Here is a 17,356-nt window from a genome sequence, read left to right as displayed (position 1 = left end):
ACGCTAATGAAATACCAGATTTCACCTTCACTGATGTGCATGAGCCTGATGGATATCCGCCAGCAATTGGCGGTGCTGAACCGCCGCGCCGATATGCTGCATATCGACATCATGGACGGGCACTACGTGAAAAACATCACGCTGTCGCCGTTCTTTATCGAACAGATCCGCCCGCACACCTCGTTGCTGCTGGACGTGCATCTGATGGTGGAGAACCCGACCGATTTTATCGACCCGATCGCCCGTGCCGGCGCAGACTTTATCTGCCCGCACGCCGAAACCATCAACCGCGATGCGTTCCGGGTGATCAACCAGATCCGCGCGCTGAGTAAAAAAGTGGGAGTGGTGCTGAATCCGGCTACGCCGGTGGAGTTTATCCGCCACTACCTTCATCTGCTGGACAAGATCACCGTGATGACCGTCGATCCGGGCTATGCCGGGCAGCCGTTCATTCCCGAAATGCTGGAAAAGATCCGCCAGTTGCGCGATCTGAAACGCCAACAAAACCTGAGCTATCTGATCGAGATCGACGGATCCTGCAATCAGCGCACCTACCGCGATCTGATGGGCGCCGGCGCGGAAGTGTTGATCGTCGGCAGCTCCGGGCTGTTCAACCTCGATCCGGATCTGGAGACGGCATGGGAAAAAATGCTGGATCAGATGCGGCAGGCGGCCTGAGGCGGGGGAGATGATGCGGCATTTTCTTGGCGTAGACGTCGGCGGCACCAATACCCGCCTGCTGTTGATGGATGATGACGGCGAGTTCAGCGGGTACCGCAAGATAGCGACCGCCGATTGGGCACGGCAGGCCGATCCGTTGGTGGCGTTGGGCCGCCTGATCGCCGGGCATTGCAAGGATCGTCAGGTGGCGCAGGTGATGCTCGGGCTGCCGGGGATCCTCAGCCGCGATCGCTCGCGGGTGCTGTCGCTGCCGTTCATTCCGGCGCTGGACGCCCAGCCGGTGGCGGCGCTGTTGGCCGATGCGCTGGCGCTGCCGGTGCGGATGGATAAAGACGTCAATCACCTGCTGTGGTGGGACTTGCAGCAGCTGCCGGCGCTGCCGCAGGTGGCGGTGGGGCTGTATCTGGGCACCGGCATGGGCAACAGCCTGTGGCTGAACGGCGACTTTTATCACGGAGCGCACGGCGCCGCCGGCGAGCTGGGGCACATTCCCTGGCCGGGCCATCAGGGCGAGTGCCCGTGCGGTAAACGGGGCTGCGTCGAGAGCCTGACCTCCGGTCACTGGCTGACCGGCTGGGCGCGCGCCAACGCGGCGCAAACGCCGTTCGACCGGCTGTTCGAACGCCACGGCGATCATCCGGATCTGCAGCGCTTCGTCGAACGATTGGCGCAGACCATCGCCATCGAAATGAACGTGCTCGATCCCCAGCGGCTGATCCTGGGCGGCGGCGTGATCGCCATGAGCGGTTTCCCGTTGGCGCGCCTTGAGCAAGAGATCCGCCGCCATTTGCGCGGGCCGCAGCCGGCGCAGGGGTTGGCGATCTCCATCAGCCGCCTGACCGATGAAACCGGCAGCAAAGGCGCCTGCCTGGCCGCCCGGCGCCACCTCCAATTGAGCAGGGAGTACCCGCAATGAAAGGCAAAGTCTGCGTGTTCGGTTCGTTCAACCTGGATATCGTCGCCGGCATGGCGCGCTTTCCGCAGCCCGGCGAATCGCTGATCGCCCGCAACAGCATGATGGGCGCGGGCGGTAAGGGGGCCAACCAGGCCACCGCTGCGCTGCGCGCCGGGGCAAGGGTGCATTATATCGGCAAGGTGGGGCGCGATGACTTCGGCACCTTCGCCCGGCGCCACCTCGCCGCCGCCGGTTTCGATGCGGTGACGCTGTTCTCGACCGGCGATTGCCCGACCGGCAATGCGCTTATCTACGTTGCCGGTGAGGAGGCGGAGAACATGATCGCCGTCGATCCCGGCGCCAACCTGACGGTCAGCGAAGACGAGGTGCGCCAGTGCCGGCCGGCGATCGCCGCAGCGGACATTCTGTTGACCCAGCTGGAGAACAATCTGCCGGCGATTGAGCAGGTGATCGCCATCGCCCGCGAGGCGCAGACGTTCATCATTCTCAACCCGGCGCCGTTTCAGCCGGTGCCGGACAGCCTGCTGGCGCAGGTCGATATGCTGACGCCCAACGCCACCGAGTGCACGTTGCTGACCGGCGTGCCGGTGCGGGATGTGGCTTCGGCGCGCCAGGCGGCGCAGGTGCTGCATGCCAAAGGCATTCGCTTACTGATCGTGACCTTGGGCACGCAGGGAGCGTTGTTCTCGGACGGGGAAAACAGTGAGCTGATCCCGGCGTTTCCGGCACAGCCGAAAGACACCACCGGCGCGGGCGATGCGTTTAACGGCGCCCTGGCGGCGCAGTTGGCGAATCAGGTGCCGTTAGCCGATGCGGTGCGCTTCGCCGCCGCCTACGCGGCGGTCTGCGTGGAGCGCGCCGGGGCGGCGGGGTCGATGCCGAGCTATGAGGAGGCGTTGGAACGCCAGCGGGCGTTCGCGTGACGATAACGGGCTGCGGCGAAGAGGCGGCAGCCCGGTTCCCTTACTTCAACCAGCCTTTGCGCTGCGCATCCCGCAGGTGCTGTTCCATGTGGTGCCACAGCTCGGGGTGCACGTCGGCGATCGATGCATTGCGCGCCAGCACCTGCTCCAGGCTGATGCCGTTCTCTACCCAGCTCTGGCCTTCATTGTGCAGGTTCATCAGCATCGGCATGGTGCGATCCAGCAGCAAAGCGAAGCGTGCATCGGCGCTTTCGCCATCTTCATATTCCTGCCATAAAGCGGTGAAATACTCGCGCTGAGCCTCCGGCAACATGCCGAACAGACGGCGCGCCGCCGCCACTTCCTGATCGTGGATCGCCGCGCGGGCCGCCAGATCGTAGACCAGCACGTCGCCGGCGTCGATTTCCACGATGTCATGCAGCAGCGCCATCTGGATCACGCGCTGAATGTCTACGTCATCACCGGCGTAGGGCGCCAGGCTCATGGCGGCGATGGCGAAATGCCAACTGTGTTCGGCGGAGTTTTCCTGGCGCTGGGCACCCAGCACTTTGGTGCGGCGTTGCACGCCTTTCAACTTATCGATTTCCATCAGGAACTGGATGACCTGGGTCATTGAGCCGAAATCTAACGCGGGTACAGCGGATGACATGGTGTAAACCTCAAGGTGGGTGGGTTGAAGCCTGACGATTGTAGACCACCGGACGGGCGATTTCGATGGTTACACGCGTTCACATTTTTATTTTAGCGTACACGTGTACACTGGAATTGTTCTCAGTTAAGCTACTTTGCGTTAATTTCGCACAAAGCAGGGCATTTTGAGGGGTTGCGCGTTATGGGGAAAACGGACGTAGTGAAAGCCGGGAACAATAAGATTGTCGCCGCGGCTTATCCGTGGGCGGAAGAGATCGCCAACAGCATCAGCCACGGCATCGGGCTGGTGTTCGGTATCGTCGGCCTGGTGTTGCTACTGGTGCAGGCGGTGAATACCGGCGCCGATGCGACGGCCATCACCAGTTACAGCCTGTACGGCGGCAGCATGATCCTGCTGTTTCTTGCTTCCACGTTGTACCATGCGATCCCGCATCAGAAGGCCAAGCACTGGCTGAAAAAATTTGACCACTGCGCCATTTATCTCCTGATTGCCGGGACTTACACCCCGTTTTTGCTGGTGGGGCTGGACTCGCCGCTGGCGAAGGGCCTGATGGCGGTAATCTGGGGGTTGGCGCTGCTGGGCGTGCTGTTCAAGCTGGCCTTCGCCCACCGTTTTGAAGCCCTGTCGCTGGTGACCTACCTGACGATGGGCTGGCTGTCGCTGATCGTGATTTATCAGCTGGTTACGCGGCTGGAGGCCGGCGGCGTCACGCTGCTGGCGATAGGCGGGGTGGTCTATACCCTCGGCGTGATTTTCTACGCCTCCAAGCGCATCCGCTTTGGCCACGCCATCTGGCACGCCTTCGTGCTCGGCGGCAGCGCCTGCCATTTCATGGCGATCTACCTGTACGTCTAAACGTTATCGCTACGTCTGAATGCGTATTGAACAGGCGCCTCTTTTGTTTTAAAAAAGAGGCGCTTGCTTCTTTCGGGTATCCAGCAAGCCCGTTCTTTCATTTCTGAGCCCGCATACTCTTTCTCTTAACTTTGTTCAGGACTCATCACGATGATCGTTCGCTTATCCAAAGCGCTGCTGGTCTGCGCTATCGCTTTGTTCGCTTCGCTGGTGGCCTTCGGCAATATCACCGATTACGGCTCCAACTTCGCCTTTGTGCGCCACGTCTTTATGATGGACACCATTTTTCCCGACGCCACCATTGGCTACCGTTCGATACAGACGCCGTGGCTGCATCACGCCGGCTATATCTTCATCATCGCGCTGGAGAGCCTGACCGCGCTGCTGTGCTGGATCGGCGGCCTGCGCCTGCTGTGCGGCCTGAAACTGCCCGCTAAAACCTTCAACGGCCGGAAAAAACTGGCGGTAGTGGGGCTGACGCTGGGCTTCCTCACTTGGCAGGTCGGCTTTATGTCGATTGGGGGCGAGTGGTTCGGCATGTGGATGTCGCAGCAGTGGAACGGCGTACCGAGTGCGTTTCGCTTCTTCGTCACCATCATCCTGGTGCTGATCTATCTGGTGCAGCGCGACGGGGAGTTGGACGAGTAACGAAGACGGCCGCAGGCGGGGCGCCTGCGGCCGATGGATTATTTCTCTTCGGCCAGCGAGTACGGCAAGGGTTTGATCGCCAGCTGGCTGGCGGCATCGTCGCGCACCCGCAGCTTGCTGTCGGCGTCCAAATCGTTGTTCATCACCACCTGTACCCACAGCGTGCCGTCGGCCAGTTGGCTCGACGCCAGTACGGTGCCGGTGCGGCGCCAGTTTTCACCCAGCTGCAGCTCCAGATCTTCTGCCGCCTGCGGGGCGCGGGCCGCCTTACCTTCCAGCCAGTAGAGCGCACGCTTGTTGGCACCGCGGAATTTGGCGCGCGCCACCATCTCCTGACCGGTATAGCAGCCCTTGCTGAAGCTGATGCCTTCCAGCGCCTGCAGGTTGGTGGCCTGCGGGATCAGCTGCGCACTGTTGGCGGCGTCGATAACCGGATAACCGGCTTCGATCTCCAGCGCCAGCCACTGGCCGCTGTCATTCAGCTCCGCCTGATCATGCAGTTTGCCAATCAGCTGTTCGGCCACGGCGGGGCGGGTCACCAGCAGAAAACGTTCCGCCGGTGCACTGAAGTGCAGAATCGTGGTCTCGCCGTCCTGCACCACCGGGTGTTCGGCGTCCGGCAGCGTGGCGAACAGGCCCGCCAGCGCGGCGCGCGCCTGGAAACCGGCGACGCCCAGCAACACCGCATCGTTATCGGCGGCGATGGTGACTTTGGAAAACACCGCGTATTTTTTGATTTCAGCCAGCTGGCTGTCCAGCACGCTGCGGCGTTCCAGATAGGCGAAGCCTTCGCCACGGTGGAACAGGCGCAGGTTGCTCCACATTTTGCCTTTGGCGTCGCAGTGGGCGCACAGCACGTGCCGATCGGCCGCCAGCGCGTCGATGTCCGCCGTCACCTGGCCCTGGAGATACTTCACCGTGTCCGGCCCGTTCAGCGTCACCAGCGCCCAATCTTCCAGCGAGATCAGCGTCAGGGGCAGATGGGTGGAAGCGGAGGGCTGACGGGGTGGGAATGGAATGTTATGCGCCATAGTAAGTTCCTGCTCAACGTTTAGCTTACCTGAAGGGTATTGAACCCATGGTAAAAGAGGCGGCGGGCTTTGCAAACTGTTATTCGCGCCGTGGGGCCGGGGGGCGCTTTTTTTGGCATTTTGCGCTTTATTACGTTTTCCGCAGCAAAGCGCCTTCCCGGCGTGTATGTCAAATTGTTACTCTATAGGCTTGCGGCCTGGGCACCCTTGCAGACAGATCCCCGGCTGATGGAATTATATTGCGACGGCGTTGCCATACAGTGTGTCATTTGAACCCTGCGCTGGTGCTGCCGCGCTGAAAAGAGGTGAGTCATAACAACATGGATATTAACAACAAAGCACGTATTCACTGGGCTTGCCGCCGTGGCATGCGCGAGCTGGACATCTCCATCATGCCGTTCTTCGAATACGAATACGACAGCCTGAATGACGCGGACAAGGCGTTGTTCATCCGCCTGCTGGAGTGCGACGATCCCGATTTGTTCAACTGGCTGATGAATCATGGCGCGCCGCAGGACAGCGAGCTGCAGAGAATGGTGACCCTGATCCAAACGCGAAATAAAGACCGTGGCCCAGTGGCGATGTGATATCCGCATTTCCTGGCGCACTCAGCTGTTTTCCCTGTTGACCCACGGCGTTCTGATCCTGCTGATCCTGATTTCGCCCTGGCCGGAAGGCTTGGGCCCGCTCTGGCTGGTGTTGCTGACGCTGGTGGTGTTTCAGTGCATTCGCAGCCAAAAGCGCATCGCCGCGGTGCAGGGCGAGCTGCGGCTGCTGGCGGACCGGCGCTTCAGCTGGCACGGCCGCGAGTGGCGGCTGGCGAAAAAACCGTGGATGCCGGGTTACGGCATGCTGCTGACGCTGCAGCCGACGGAGGGCAAAAAGCGCCGCCGGTTGTGGCTGGCTTCCGACTGCATGAGCAAAGAGGAGTGGCGCCACCTGCGGCAGCTGTTGCTGTATCCGCCGGCGGGTGACGGCGAGGAGGCCTGATGAAACCCGTACTCTGGTTGGTGGAGGATGAACCCAGCATTGCCGATACGCTGGTTTACACGCTGGAGAGCGAAGGCTTCGAGGTGCGCTGGTTCGAACGCGCGGAACCGGCGTTGCAGGCGCTGGCGCAAGGCGCGCCCGCGCTCGCTATCCTCGATGTCGGTTTGCCGGATATCAACGGCTTTGAATTGTGTCGCCGCCTGCTGGCTCTGGCGGCCGATCTGCCGATTCTGTTTCTTACCGCCCGCAGTGATGAAGTAGATCGCCTGATCGGGCTGGAGATCGGCGCCGACGACTATGTCGCCAAGCCGTTCTCCCCTCGCGAGGTTAGCGCACGGGTGCGCACCATTTTGCGCCGCCTGTATAAGCAGCAGCGCTTGCAACAGAGCGCCCGCTACCATTTCGGCGCTTTCACGCTCGACGAAGACGCGGCCACCATCTCCTACCATCAGCGGCCGCTGCCGCTGACCCGTTACGAATACCTGCTGCTGAAGACTCTGCTGTTGGCGCCCGGACGGGTGTTCTCGCGGCAGCAACTGATGGAAAGCGTTTGGGCGCAGGCGGAAGAAAGCCTGGATCGCACCGTCGACACCCACATCAAAACGCTGCGCGCCAAGCTGCGTGCGGTGGAACCCGGTGAGCCGCCCATCCACACCCACCGCGGATTGGGCTACAGCGTGAGCCGCCAGCCATGAAAATTGGGCTGCGCCTGCTGCTGGGATATTTTCTGATCGTGGCGGTAGCCGGGTACTTCGTGTTGAGCATTTTCGTCCAGGAAGTGAAGCCCGGCGTGCGGCGCGCTACCGAAGGCACGCTGGTGGACACCGCTAACCTGCTGGCGCAGATCGCCCGTCAGGACATGCAGCGCGGCGATGCGGCGCATGGTCAACTGGCGCAGGCGTTTACGCAGCTGAACCAGCGCCCGATCGGCGCCAATATCTCCGGCATCCGCAAGGATCGCAGCGAATACCACGTCTATCTTACCGATGCCCAGGGGCGAGTTATCTTCGATTCTGCCGGCCGCGCGCTGGGGCAGGACTATTCGCGCTGGAATGACGTTTATCGGACGCTGCGCGGCCAGTACGGCGCCCGCAGTACCCGCAGCGACCCGCAGGATGAAAACAGTTCGGTGATGTATGTGGCCGCGCCGGTGATAGAACAAGGGCGTATTATCGGCGTACTCACCGTGGGCAAACCCAACAGCACCATGGCGCCGGTGATCAAACGCAGCGAACGGCGCATTCTGTGGGCCGGCGCATTGCTGCTGGGGATCGCGCTGCTGATCGGGGCGGTATTCGTCTGGTGGATCACCCGTTCGATAGGCCGGCTGGTGCGCTATGCCGACGGGGTGGCGCAGGGAGAAAACGCGCCGCTGCCCAAAGTGGGCGGCCGGGAACTGACGCAGCTGGCGCAGGCGCTGGAGAGCATGCGACTGAAGCTGGAAGGCAAAGCATATATCGAACAGTATGCACATACCCTGACGCATGAGCTGAAAAGCCCGCTGGCGGCGATCAGGGGCGCGGCAGAGCTGTTGCAAGAGTTGCCGCCGCCGGAGACCGCCCGGCGTTTTCTCACCAATATCGAGCAGCAAAGCGCACGCATCCAGCAGCTGGTGGACAAACTGCTGGTGCAGGCGCGGCTGGAGAGTCGGCCAGACATGGAGACCGCGCCCATCGCGATCGCGGCGCTGGTCAGCCAGACGGTGGCGGGCAAAGAGGCGCAGGCGACGCAGCGCGGCGTCAGGTTACAATTGGAGGCGCTGGCAGAGGTGACGCTGAACGGCGATGCGTTGCTGATCAGCCAGGCGCTGACCAACCTGCTGGACAACGCGATCGACTTTACCCCGCCGGGCGGTTGCGTCAACGTACGAGGCGAACGGCGGGAACAGCACTACTGCATCAGCGTTTGCGATGACGGCAGCGGCATTCCGGATTATGCGCTCGATAAGGTGTTCGAACGTTTTTATTCGCTGCCGCGCGCCGAACGGCCGAAAAGCAGCGGGCTGGGGCTGAACTTCGTGCAGGAGGTCGCCCGCCTGCATCATGGCGGCATTCACCTACGCAACCGCCGGCCGCACGGGGTGGAAGCGACTTTCAGGTTATCGCTGTGACTTCACCTTCCCTTCACATAACCACATTCTGATTTCACCTGCGGGTTTTATCGTGGCCTCATTACCTATGAGGAGCGAGCATGATGAAATCGGTACTTTTCTGGAAAATAACCACGCTGCTGGGATTGATGGTGGTGATGTTGATCCCCATCGCCCAACTGATGAGCGTGATCGACGAACGCAGCGGCTATCGGCAAAGCGTGGTCGGGCAGGTAAGCGAAAGCACCAGCGGGGCACAGCGCGTGCTCGGCCCGTTGATTGTCATTCCCTACGTCGAACGAGAAGAGAAGAAAGACGAGAAAGGACAAACGGTAGTGCAGCGGGTGCAGCATTACCGCTATTTGCTGCCGGAGTCGCTTCAGGTGCTGGGGGCGCCGAAAGTAGAGGTGCGTAAACTGGGCATTTATCAGACGCAGGTTTACCAGGGGCCGCTGAACTTCAAGGTGCGTTTCGGCCAGCCGGAACTGGCGGATTTGCAACGTGCCAACGTGACCCTCGGCCAGCCGTTCCTGCTGGTGGCGCTGAGCGACTCTCGCGGCATCAAGAGCATTTCTCCTCTGGAAATACCGCAGCCGGTGGCGTTTGAACCGGGCACCGGCGTGGGATCGTTGCGCCAGGGGATCCACGCACCGCTGACGCTGGCGGCGCTGCAACAAAAAGAGGGGCTGAACGCCGACTTCACCCTGACGCTGGCGGGCACCAGCAGCCTGTCGCTGGTGCCGCTGGGGCGCAGCAGCGAATTGCAGCTGCAAAGCAACTGGCCGCACCCGAATTTCCTCGGCAACTTCCTGCCGGATGAACGCAAGGTGACGGAGCAAGGGTTTAGCGCTCGCTGGCGCAGCACCTGGTTTGCCAACAATATCAACAGTGCGTTCCATTACGACGATAGCATTATCGATGAGGACAAGCTGCCGGCCTTCAGCGCCAGCCTGGTCGAACCGGTCGATCACTATCAGCTGGCCGAGCGCGCGGTCAAATACGCGCTGCTGTTTATCGGGCTGACGTTTATGGCGTTTTTCCTGTTCGAAACCCTGACCGGGCTGCGGGTGCACCCGATTCAGTACCTGCTGGTCGGCGCGGCGCTGGTGTTGTTCTACCTGATTCTGCTGGCCTTCTCCGAACACCTGGGATTCGCTCTTGCTTACCTGGCGGCCAGCATCGCCTGCAGCGGTCTGATCGGCTTCTATCTGAGCGCCGTACTGCGCGGCAAGCTGCGCGGTGCGCTGTTCGCCGCGAGCCTATTGCTGTTGTACGGCGTGCTCTATTTGCTGTTGCAGTCGGAGGACAATGCGTTGGTGCTGGGGGCAGGGCTGCTGTTCGCCATTCTGGCGGGCATTATGCTGTTGACGCGCAAACTGGACTGGTATCAGGTAGCCGATCCGGCGCGGTTGACCAAGGAAACGCCGGCCGGGGAAGAGGAGCCACGCTTCCGTCTGTGGAAATAAGCGGGGAAATCGGGCGCGTTCAGCGCCCGACAGCGGCTACAGCAGCGGTTCCATCTCCAACAGGATCTGCTCGCACCATTGCTGCAGGCGCTCTTCGCTCAGATCGTATTGGTTGACCTCATCGAGCGCCAGGCCAACGAAGTGTTTGCCGTCGGCGCTCAGCGGTTTGGGGCTGGTGAACTCGAAGCCGTCGGTCGGCCAGAAGCCGATGAACTGTACGCCCAGCGGCGCGATCTGATCGTGCAGCATGCCCAGCGCGTCGAGGAACCACTCACCGTAACCGAGCTGATCGCCCATGCCGTACATGGCGACGATCTTGCCTTTCAGGTCCAGCGCCGGCAGCTGCGGCCAGATCGCTTCCCAGTCTTCCTGCAGTTCGCCGAAATCCCAGGTCGGGATACCGAGGATCAGAATGGAATAGTCCTCCATCAGCTTGGGAGAGACGTCTTTCAGGTTGTGCAGGTCGACCAGGTCTTCACCCAGAATCTCACGGATTTTTTCTGCCGCCATCTCGGTGTAGCAGGTGCTGGAGCCGTAAAACAGACCAATCTTCATGTGTAAACCGTTACGTTGCTGTTTAGAGAATTGCAGCGAGTATACCTGATTTGCGTCGGCTTAAGGCATAATGGCGCGGGTGGAAATGCAACAAAGAGAGGACCGCGTGCAACAGCAAGACAATGCGCTGATTGAACAATTCCTGGATGCGCTGTGGCTTGAGCGCAATCTGGCGGAAAATACGCTGGCCTCCTACCGGCTGGATTTGCAGGCCCTGGGCACCTGGCTTGGCCATCAAAACACCGCCTTGCTGCAGGCGCAGGCGTTGGATCTGCAGGCCTTTCTCGCCGAGCGGGTGGACGGCGGCTACAAGGCCACCAGCTCCGCGCGTTTGCTGAGCGCCATGCGCCGCCTGTTTCAGTACCTGTATCGCGAAAAACTGCGCGCCGACGATCCCACCGCGCAGCTGGCGTCTCCCAAACTGCCGCAGCGTTTGCCGAAGGATCTGAGCGAGGCGCAGGTCGATGCGCTGCTGCAGGCGCCCTGCGTCGATCAACCGCTGGAACTGCGCGACAAGGCGATGCTCGAAGTGTTGTACGCCACCGGGCTGCGGGTTTCCGAACTGGTGGGGCTGAGCATCAGCGACGTCAGCCTGCGCCAGGGCGTAGTGCGGGTGATCGGCAAGGGCAACAAGGAGCGGCTGGTGCCGCTGGGCGAAGAGGCGGTCTACTGGATCGAAAATTATCTGGAACACGGCCGTCCGTGGCTGGTCAACGGCCAGACGCTGGATGTGTTGTTCCCCAGTACCCGTTGCCAGCAAATGACCCGACAGACGTTCTGGCATCGCATCAAACACTATGCCATCCTTGCGGGCATCGACAGCGAACGTCTGTCGCCGCACGTGTTGCGGCACGCGTTCGCCACCCATTTGCTGAACCATGGGGCCGATCTCCGTGTCGTACAGATGTTGTTAGGGCACAGCGATCTCTCGACCACGCAAATTTATACTCATGTAGCGACCGAACGACTGAAACAGCTACATCAACAGCATCACCCGCGCGCCTGAGCGGCGGGTTCGAAAGGATTGGAACAATGAAAAAAGGTTTAATGCTGCTCTCTCTGCTGGTGGCTTCGGTGACCGGTGCCGCCCATGCCGATGATGCGGCGATCAAAAAAGCGCTCGCCAGCTTGGGCATCCAGCAGGCGGACGTGCAGCCTTCGCCGGTTAACGGCCTGAAAACCGTGCTGACCGACAGCGGCGTGCTGTACGCCTCCGAAGACGGCAAGCACATCCTGCAGGGCCCGCTGTTCGACGTCAGCGGCAAAGAGCCGGTCAACGTGACCAACCAACTGCTGAGCAGCAAGATGGACGCGCTGAAAGATCAAATGATCGTCTACAAAGCGCCGAAAGAGAAACACGTGATCACCGTGTTCACCGATATCACCTGCGGTTACTGCCATAAGCTGCACCAGCAGATGAAAGAGTACAACGATCTGGGCATCACCGTGCGTTATCTGGCGTTCCCGCGTCAGGGGCTGGCTTCCCAGGCTGAGAAAGACATGAAGTCTATCTGGTGTACCGCCGACAAGGCCAAGGCGTTCGACGCCGCCATGAAGGGCGACGCCATCTCTCCGGCCACCTGCAAAACTGACATCAGCAAGCATTACGAGCTGGGCGTGCAGTTCGGCATTCAGGGCACGCCGGCGATCATTCTGGAAAACGGCATGATGATCCCGGGCTATCAGGGGCCAAAAGAAATGGCCGCCATGCTGGATGCGCACCAGGCCGCCACCAAAGCCGGTGGTTAATCGCCGGTGAGTATTAAAACGCAACTACGCCGCCGTCCGGCGGCGGACGACACGCATCTGTCCGCCAGTTTGCCGCCGCTGCTGCGCCGGCTTTACGCCCTGCGCGGCGTGCAGGGTGAGCAGGAGCTGGAGCGCGGCGTCAAGGGCATGCTGCCCTGGCAACAGCTGGACGGCATCGACGACGCCGTCAGCCTGCTGCAACAGGCGCTGACCGACGGTCGCCGCATCATGGTGGTGGGCGATTTCGACGCCGACGGCGCCACCAGCACCGCGCTGACGGTGCTGGCGCTGCGCAGCATGGGCGGCGCAACCGTCGACTACCTGGTGCCGAACCGCTTTGAAGACGGCTACGGCCTGAGCCCCGAAGTCGTGGAGCAGGCGGCGGCGCGCGGCGCGGAGCTGATCGTCACCGTCGATAACGGCATCTCCTCGCACGCCGGCGTCGACGTGGCGCACGCCAAGGGCATGCAGGTGCTGGTGACCGATCACCACCTGCCGGGCGAGACCCTGCCGGCGGCTGAAGCGATCGTCAATCCCAACCTGCGCGGCTGCGCCTTCCCGTCCAAATCGCTGGCCGGAGTGGGCGTCGCGTTCTACCTGATGCTGGCGCTGCGCGCCCGACTGCGGGACAGCGGCTGGTTCGAGCAGCGCGCGCTGGCGATGCCCAATCTGGCGGAACTGCTGGATCTGGTGGCGCTCGGCACCGTGGCCGACGTGGTGCCGCTGGACGCCAACAACCGCATTCTGGTGTATCAGGGGTTAAACCGCATCCGCGCCGGCAAATGCCGTCCGGGCATCCGCGCGCTGCTTGAGGTAGCCAACCGCGATGCCCGCCAGCTGGCGGCCAACGATCTCGGTTTCGCCCTCGGCCCGCGTCTCAATGCCGCCGGCAGGCTGGACGACATGTCGATCGGCGTGGCGCTGCTGCTGAGCGACGACATCGCGCAGGCGCGTATGCTGGCCAACGATCTCGACGCGCTGAACCAGACGCGACGCGAGATTGAGCAGGGCATGCAGGTGGAAGCCCTGCAGCTGTGCGACCAGTTGGAGCGCACCAGCACCGAGCTGCCTTACGGGCTGGCGATGTATCACCCGGAATGGCACCAGGGCGTGGTGGGTATCCTCGCTTCCCGTATCAAAGAGCGTTTCCACCGTCCGGTGATCGCGTTCGCGCCAGCGGGTGACGGCATCCTGAAAGGCTCCGGCCGGTCGGTGCCCGGCCTGCACATGCGCGACGCGCTGGAGCGGCTGGATATGCTGAACCCCGGCCTGATGATGAAGTTCGGCGGCCACGCGATGGCGGCCGGGCTGTCGCTGGAAGAGGCCAGGTTCGACGAGTTCCGCCAGCGCTTCGGCGAGCTGGTGGGAGAATGGCTCGATCCGGCGATGCTGGAAGGGGTGATCTGGTCCGACGGCGAACTGGCGATGCAGGAGCTGTCGCTGACGACGGCGGAGCTGCTGCGCGAGGGCGGCCCGTGGGGCCAGGCGTTCCCGGAACCGACCTTTGACGGCAAATTCCGCATCCTGCAGCAGCGGCTGGTGGGCGAGAAACACCTGAAGCTGATGGTGGAACCGCTCGGCGGCGGCCCGCTGCTCGACGGCATCGCGTTCAACGTGGACACCACGCTGTGGCCAGACAGCAGCGTGCGCGAGGTCGAACTGGCCTACAAGCTCGACGTCAACGAGTTTCGCGGCAACCGCAACGTGCAGCTGCTGATCCAGCATCTTTGGCCGCGCTGAGGCGAAATTGAACACAATTCGGGGATTGGGCTCTCCAATCCCCTGCATCCTTCCCGATCGCCACAAAAACTGACCAACTCGCTATAAACTGCCGCCCGGATCCGTTAGAATTAGCGGTTCCAATGGCATTCCGCCATCGACGACATCAACGTAAAAGAACGAAACCATGTTTGAAATTAACCCGGTAAAAAACCGAATTCAGGACCTGTCCGAGCGGACTGCGGTTCTTAGGGGGTATCTTTGACTATGATGCCAAGAAGGAACGCCTAGAAGAGGTCAACGCCGAGCTGGAGCAGCCGGACGTTTGGAACGAGCCGGAGCGCGCACAGGCGCTCGGCAAAGAGCGCGCCGCGCTGGAAGCCATCGTTGAAACCATCGATCAGCTGGAGCAGGGCGGCGAAGACGTCGGCGGGCTGCTGGAACTGGCGGTGGAAGCCGACGATGAAGAGACCTTCAACGAAGCGGTCGCCGAGCTGGATCAACTGATGAGCAAGCTGGATCAGTTGGAATTCCGCCGCATGTTCTCCGGCGAATACGACAGCGCCGACTGCTACCTGGATATCCAGGCCGGTTCCGGCGGCACCGAAGCGCAGGACTGGGCAAGCATGCTGCTGCGCATGTACCTGCGCTGGGCTGAAGCCAAGGGCTTCAAGACCGAAGTGATCGAAGAGTCCGACGGCGACGTCGCGGGCCTGAAGTCTGCCACCATCAAGATCATCGGTGACTACGCGTTCGGCTGGTTGCGCACTGAAACCGGCGTTCACCGCCTGGTGCGCAAGAGCCCGTTCGACTCCGGCGGCCGTCGCCACACCTCGTTCAGCTCGGTGTTCATCTACCCGGAAGTCGACGACGATATCGATATCGAAATCAACCCGGCGGATCTGCGTATCGACGTGTACCGCGCCTCCGGTGCGGGCGGTCAGCACGTCAACAAAACCGAATCCGCCGTACGTATTACTCACCTGCCAACCAACATCGTGGTGCAGTGCCAGAACGATCGTTCTCAGCATAAGAACAAGGATCAAGCGTTTAAACAGCTGCGAGCCAAGCTGTACGAGTTTGAGATGCAAAAGAAAAATGCTGATAAGCAGACGATGGAAGACAACAAGTCAGACATCGGCTGGGGCAGCCAAATCCGTTCTTACGTGCTGGATGACTCCCGCATCAAGGATTTGCGCACCAACGTCGAAACGCGTAACACGCAGGCCGTACTGGATGGCGACCTGGATAAATTCATTGAGGCAAGTTTGAAAGCCGGGTTATGAGGAATAGAAATGTCTGAACAACAAGTACAGGGCGCCGATCAGGCGCTGGATCTCAATAACGAACTGCAGTCCCGCCGCGAGAAACTGGCCGGCCTGCGCGAGAACGGCATTGCGTTCCCGAACGACTTCCGTCGTGACTCCACCTCCGACAAACTGCACGCCGCGTACGGTGATAAAGACAACGAAGAGCTGGAAGCGCTGGGCGTAGAAGTGACCGTCGCCGGCCGCATGATGACCCGCCGTATTATGGGCAAGGCATCCTTCGTCACGCTGCAGGACGTGGGTGGCCGCATTCAGCTGTACGTCGCGCGCGACGATCTGGCTGAAGGCGTATACAACGACCAGTTCAAGAAGTGGGACCTGGGCGATATCCTCGGCGCACGCGGCAAGCTGTTCAAAACCAAGACCGGCGAACTGTCGATCCACTGCACCGAGCTGCGTCTGCTGACCAAAGCGCTGCGCCCGCTGCCGGACAAATTCCACGGCCTGGCGGATCAGGAAACCCGTTACCGCCAGCGTTACCTGGACCTGATCGCCAACGAAGAATCGCGCAACACCTTCAAGGTGCGTTCTCAGGTGATGTCGGCTATCCGCAACTTCATGGTGGAACGCGGCTTCATGGAAGTCGAAACCCCGATGATGCAGGTGATCCCGGGCGGCGCGTCCGCGCGTCCGTTCATCACGCACCACAATGCGCTGGATATCGACATGTACCTGCGCATCGCGCCGGAACTGTATCTGAAGCGTCTGGTGGTCGGCGGCTTTGAGCGCGTGTTTGAAATCAACCGCAACTTCCGTAACGAAGGCGTTTCTCCGCGTCACAACCCAGAGTTCACCATGATGGAACTCTACATGGCTTACGCGGATTACAAAGACCTGATCGAACTGACCGAGACGCTGTTCCGCACCCTGACCGAGAAAGTGCTGGGCACCTCTCAGGTGCAGTACGGTGACGAAGTGTTCGACTTCGGCAAGCCGTTCGAGAAGCTGACCATGACCGAGGCGATCAAGAAATACCGCCCGGAAACCGATCTGGCTGACCTGGCCGACATGGGCAAAGCGGTAGCCATCGCCGAATCCATCGGCATCAAGGTTGAGAAGAGCTGGGGTCTGGGCCGCGTCGTGACCGAGATCTTCGAAGAAGTGGCGGAAAGCCATCTGATTCAGCCGACCTTCATCACCGAGTACCCGGCTGAAGTGTCGCCGCTGGCGCGCCGCAACGACGTGAACCCGGAAATCACCGACCGCTTCGAGTTCTTCATCGGCGGCCGTGAAATCGGCAACGGCTTCTCCGAGCTTAACGACGCCGAAGACCAGGCTCAGCGCTTTGCCGATCAGGTGAACGCCAAAGACGCCGGCGACGACGAAGCGATGTTCTACGACGAAGACTACGTCACCGCGCTGGAGCACGGCCTGCCGCCGACCGCCGGTCTGGGCATCGGTATCGACCGTATGGTGATGCTGTTCACCAACAGCCATACCATCCGCGACGTGATTCTGTTCCCGGCGATGCGCCCACAGAAATAATTCCGTTTAGCGTGAAACCACCGGTGCAGGCAACTGCGCCGGTTTTTTTTCGCCCACCGGACTTAACCGCTTAAAACATCGACAGTTACGCGCCATCTCTGCTTGCCCGCCGCCGATAACCGGTTATAATGCCTGTCGCACACCGATGCGGGTGTAGTTCAATGGTAGAACGGCAGCTTCCCAAGCTGCATACGAGGGTTCGATTCCCTTCACCCGCTCCAAACATACTTCTCCCAACGTCTACCAAAGCCCACTAAACCTAGTAATCA

The 17,356-nt window shown here is 61.2% G+C and carries 18 protein-coding genes and 1 tRNA gene; 16 read left to right on the top strand and 3 right to left on the bottom strand.

Annotation, left to right across the window (positions count from 1 at the left end; all coding sequences use genetic code 11):
* The first annotated feature begins 6 nt into the window (after nt 1-6).
* From alsE to rbsK, 3 genes are read left to right on the top strand one after another with little or no spacing between them, the layout of a single operon-like run.
* Complete coding sequence (gene alsE, locus WCL58_RS23190) at nt 7-678, top strand: D-allulose 6-phosphate 3-epimerase (RefSeq protein WP_336851648.1); 672 nt, start codon at nt 7-9, stop codon at nt 676-678.
* A 10-nt stretch (nt 679-688) separates the two neighbouring features.
* Complete coding sequence (gene alsK, locus WCL58_RS23185; protein ID WP_336851647.1) at nt 689-1,597, top strand: allose kinase; 909 nt, start codon at nt 689-691, stop codon at nt 1,595-1,597.
* The gene (gene rbsK / locus WCL58_RS23180; RefSeq protein ID WP_038871218.1) at nt 1,594-2,520 is read left to right on the top strand and encodes a ribokinase; all 927 of its coding nucleotides are present in this window, start codon (nt 1,594-1,596) and stop codon (nt 2,518-2,520) included. Before alsK ends, rbsK begins: the two co-directional genes overlap by 4 nt.
* Nucleotides 2,521-2,560: 40 nt before the next feature.
* Here the strand turns inward: rbsK and WCL58_RS23175 are convergent, their stop codons facing one another.
* On the bottom strand, nt 2,561-3,169 hold the full coding sequence (locus WCL58_RS23175) for an HD domain-containing protein (protein WP_336851646.1): 609 nt from the start codon (nt 3,167-3,169) through the stop codon (nt 2,561-2,563).
* Nucleotides 3,170-3,352: 183 nt separating this feature from the next.
* Here WCL58_RS23175 and trhA point away from each other — a divergent pair, with 183 nt between their 5' ends.
* Nucleotides 3,353-4,027: a PAQR family membrane homeostasis protein TrhA gene (trhA, locus tag WCL58_RS23170; protein ID WP_038871224.1), complete on the top strand. Its 675-nt coding sequence runs from the start codon at nt 3,353-3,355 to the stop codon at nt 4,025-4,027.
* Between the two features lie 150 nt (nt 4,028-4,177).
* Complete coding sequence (locus WCL58_RS23165; RefSeq protein ID WP_336851645.1) at nt 4,178-4,675, top strand: DUF2165 family protein; 498 nt, start codon at nt 4,178-4,180, stop codon at nt 4,673-4,675.
* Between the two features lie 38 nt (nt 4,676-4,713).
* Here the strand turns inward: WCL58_RS23165 and ygfZ are convergent, their stop codons facing one another.
* Nucleotides 4,714-5,706: a tRNA-modifying protein YgfZ gene (gene ygfZ, locus WCL58_RS23160; protein WP_049199219.1), complete on the bottom strand. Its 993-nt coding sequence runs from the start codon at nt 5,704-5,706 to the stop codon at nt 4,714-4,716.
* Between the two features lie 320 nt (nt 5,707-6,026).
* Between ygfZ and sdhE the strand changes: the two genes are divergently transcribed.
* From sdhE to creD, 5 genes are all read left to right on the top strand, one after another.
* Complete coding sequence (gene sdhE, locus WCL58_RS23155) at nt 6,027-6,293, top strand: FAD assembly factor SdhE (protein WP_019455657.1); 267 nt, start codon at nt 6,027-6,029, stop codon at nt 6,291-6,293.
* On the top strand, nt 6,274-6,696 hold the full coding sequence (locus WCL58_RS23150; protein WP_060422869.1) for a protein YgfX: 423 nt from the start codon (nt 6,274-6,276) through the stop codon (nt 6,694-6,696). Before sdhE ends, WCL58_RS23150 begins: the two co-directional genes overlap by 20 nt.
* Nucleotides 6,696-7,391 carry a two-component system response regulator CreB gene (gene creB, locus WCL58_RS23145; RefSeq protein ID WP_197813889.1) on the top strand — a complete coding sequence of 232 codons (696 nt, stop codon included), beginning with the start codon at nt 6,696-6,698 and terminating at the stop codon, nt 7,389-7,391. Before WCL58_RS23150 ends, creB begins: the two co-directional genes overlap by 1 nt.
* Nucleotides 7,388-8,806: a two-component system sensor histidine kinase CreC gene (gene creC / locus WCL58_RS23140; protein WP_336851644.1), complete on the top strand. Its 1,419-nt coding sequence runs from the start codon at nt 7,388-7,390 to the stop codon at nt 8,804-8,806. The genes creB and creC overlap by 4 nt, the downstream gene beginning before the upstream one ends.
* Nucleotides 8,807-8,886: 80 nt before the next feature.
* Nucleotides 8,887-10,251 carry a cell envelope integrity protein CreD gene (gene creD, locus WCL58_RS23135; protein WP_070913821.1) on the top strand — a complete coding sequence of 455 codons (1,365 nt, stop codon included), beginning with the start codon at nt 8,887-8,889 and terminating at the stop codon, nt 10,249-10,251.
* Nucleotides 10,252-10,287: 36 nt separating this feature from the next.
* Here the strand turns inward: creD and fldB are convergent, their stop codons facing one another.
* A complete protein-coding gene (gene fldB / locus WCL58_RS23130; protein WP_048324740.1) occupies nt 10,288-10,806 on the bottom strand; it encodes a flavodoxin FldB in 519 nt (172 codons plus the stop codon).
* A gap of 106 nt (nt 10,807-10,912) precedes the next feature.
* On the opposite strand from fldB, the gene xerD reads away from it, so the two are divergent.
* From xerD to WCL58_RS23100, 6 genes are all read left to right on the top strand, one after another.
* Nucleotides 10,913-11,812: a site-specific tyrosine recombinase XerD gene (gene xerD / locus WCL58_RS23125; protein WP_060441367.1), complete on the top strand. Its 900-nt coding sequence runs from the start codon at nt 10,913-10,915 to the stop codon at nt 11,810-11,812.
* Nucleotides 11,813-11,838: 26 nt separating this feature from the next.
* Nucleotides 11,839-12,555, top strand: a complete 717-nt coding sequence (dsbC, locus tag WCL58_RS23120; protein ID WP_038871236.1) for a bifunctional protein-disulfide isomerase/oxidoreductase DsbC — start codon at nt 11,839-11,841, stop codon at nt 12,553-12,555.
* A gap of 6 nt (nt 12,556-12,561) precedes the next feature.
* A complete protein-coding gene (gene recJ / locus WCL58_RS23115) occupies nt 12,562-14,295 on the top strand; it encodes a single-stranded-DNA-specific exonuclease RecJ (RefSeq protein WP_336851643.1) in 1,734 nt (577 codons plus the stop codon).
* 166 nt (nt 14,296-14,461) lie between these two features.
* Nucleotides 14,462-15,560 (top strand): peptide chain release factor 2 gene (prfB, locus tag WCL58_RS23110; RefSeq protein WP_096242572.1). Its coding sequence is split into 2 segments (ribosomal slippage): nt 14,462-14,536 and nt 14,538-15,560, totalling 1,098 coding nucleotides; the frame shifts between segments, so codons are not numbered across the junction.
* Nucleotides 15,561-15,569: 9 nt separating this feature from the next.
* Nucleotides 15,570-17,087 (top strand): lysine--tRNA ligase, encoded by a 1,518-nt coding sequence (gene lysS / locus WCL58_RS23105; protein ID WP_033649459.1) that lies wholly within the window; start codon nt 15,570-15,572, stop codon nt 17,085-17,087.
* 147 nt (nt 17,088-17,234) lie between these two features.
* Nucleotides 17,235-17,308: transfer RNA gene (locus tag WCL58_RS23100), tRNA-Gly, on the top strand.
* The last annotated feature ends 48 nt before the right edge of the window (nt 17,309-17,356 follow it).

This window comes from Serratia sp. TMDUHS_CL (assembly GCF_037137105.1).
Taxonomy (GTDB): Bacteria; Pseudomonadota; Gammaproteobacteria; order Enterobacterales; family Enterobacteriaceae; genus Serratia; species Serratia nevei.
This window is presented reverse-complemented; position numbering and strand designations above follow the sequence as displayed.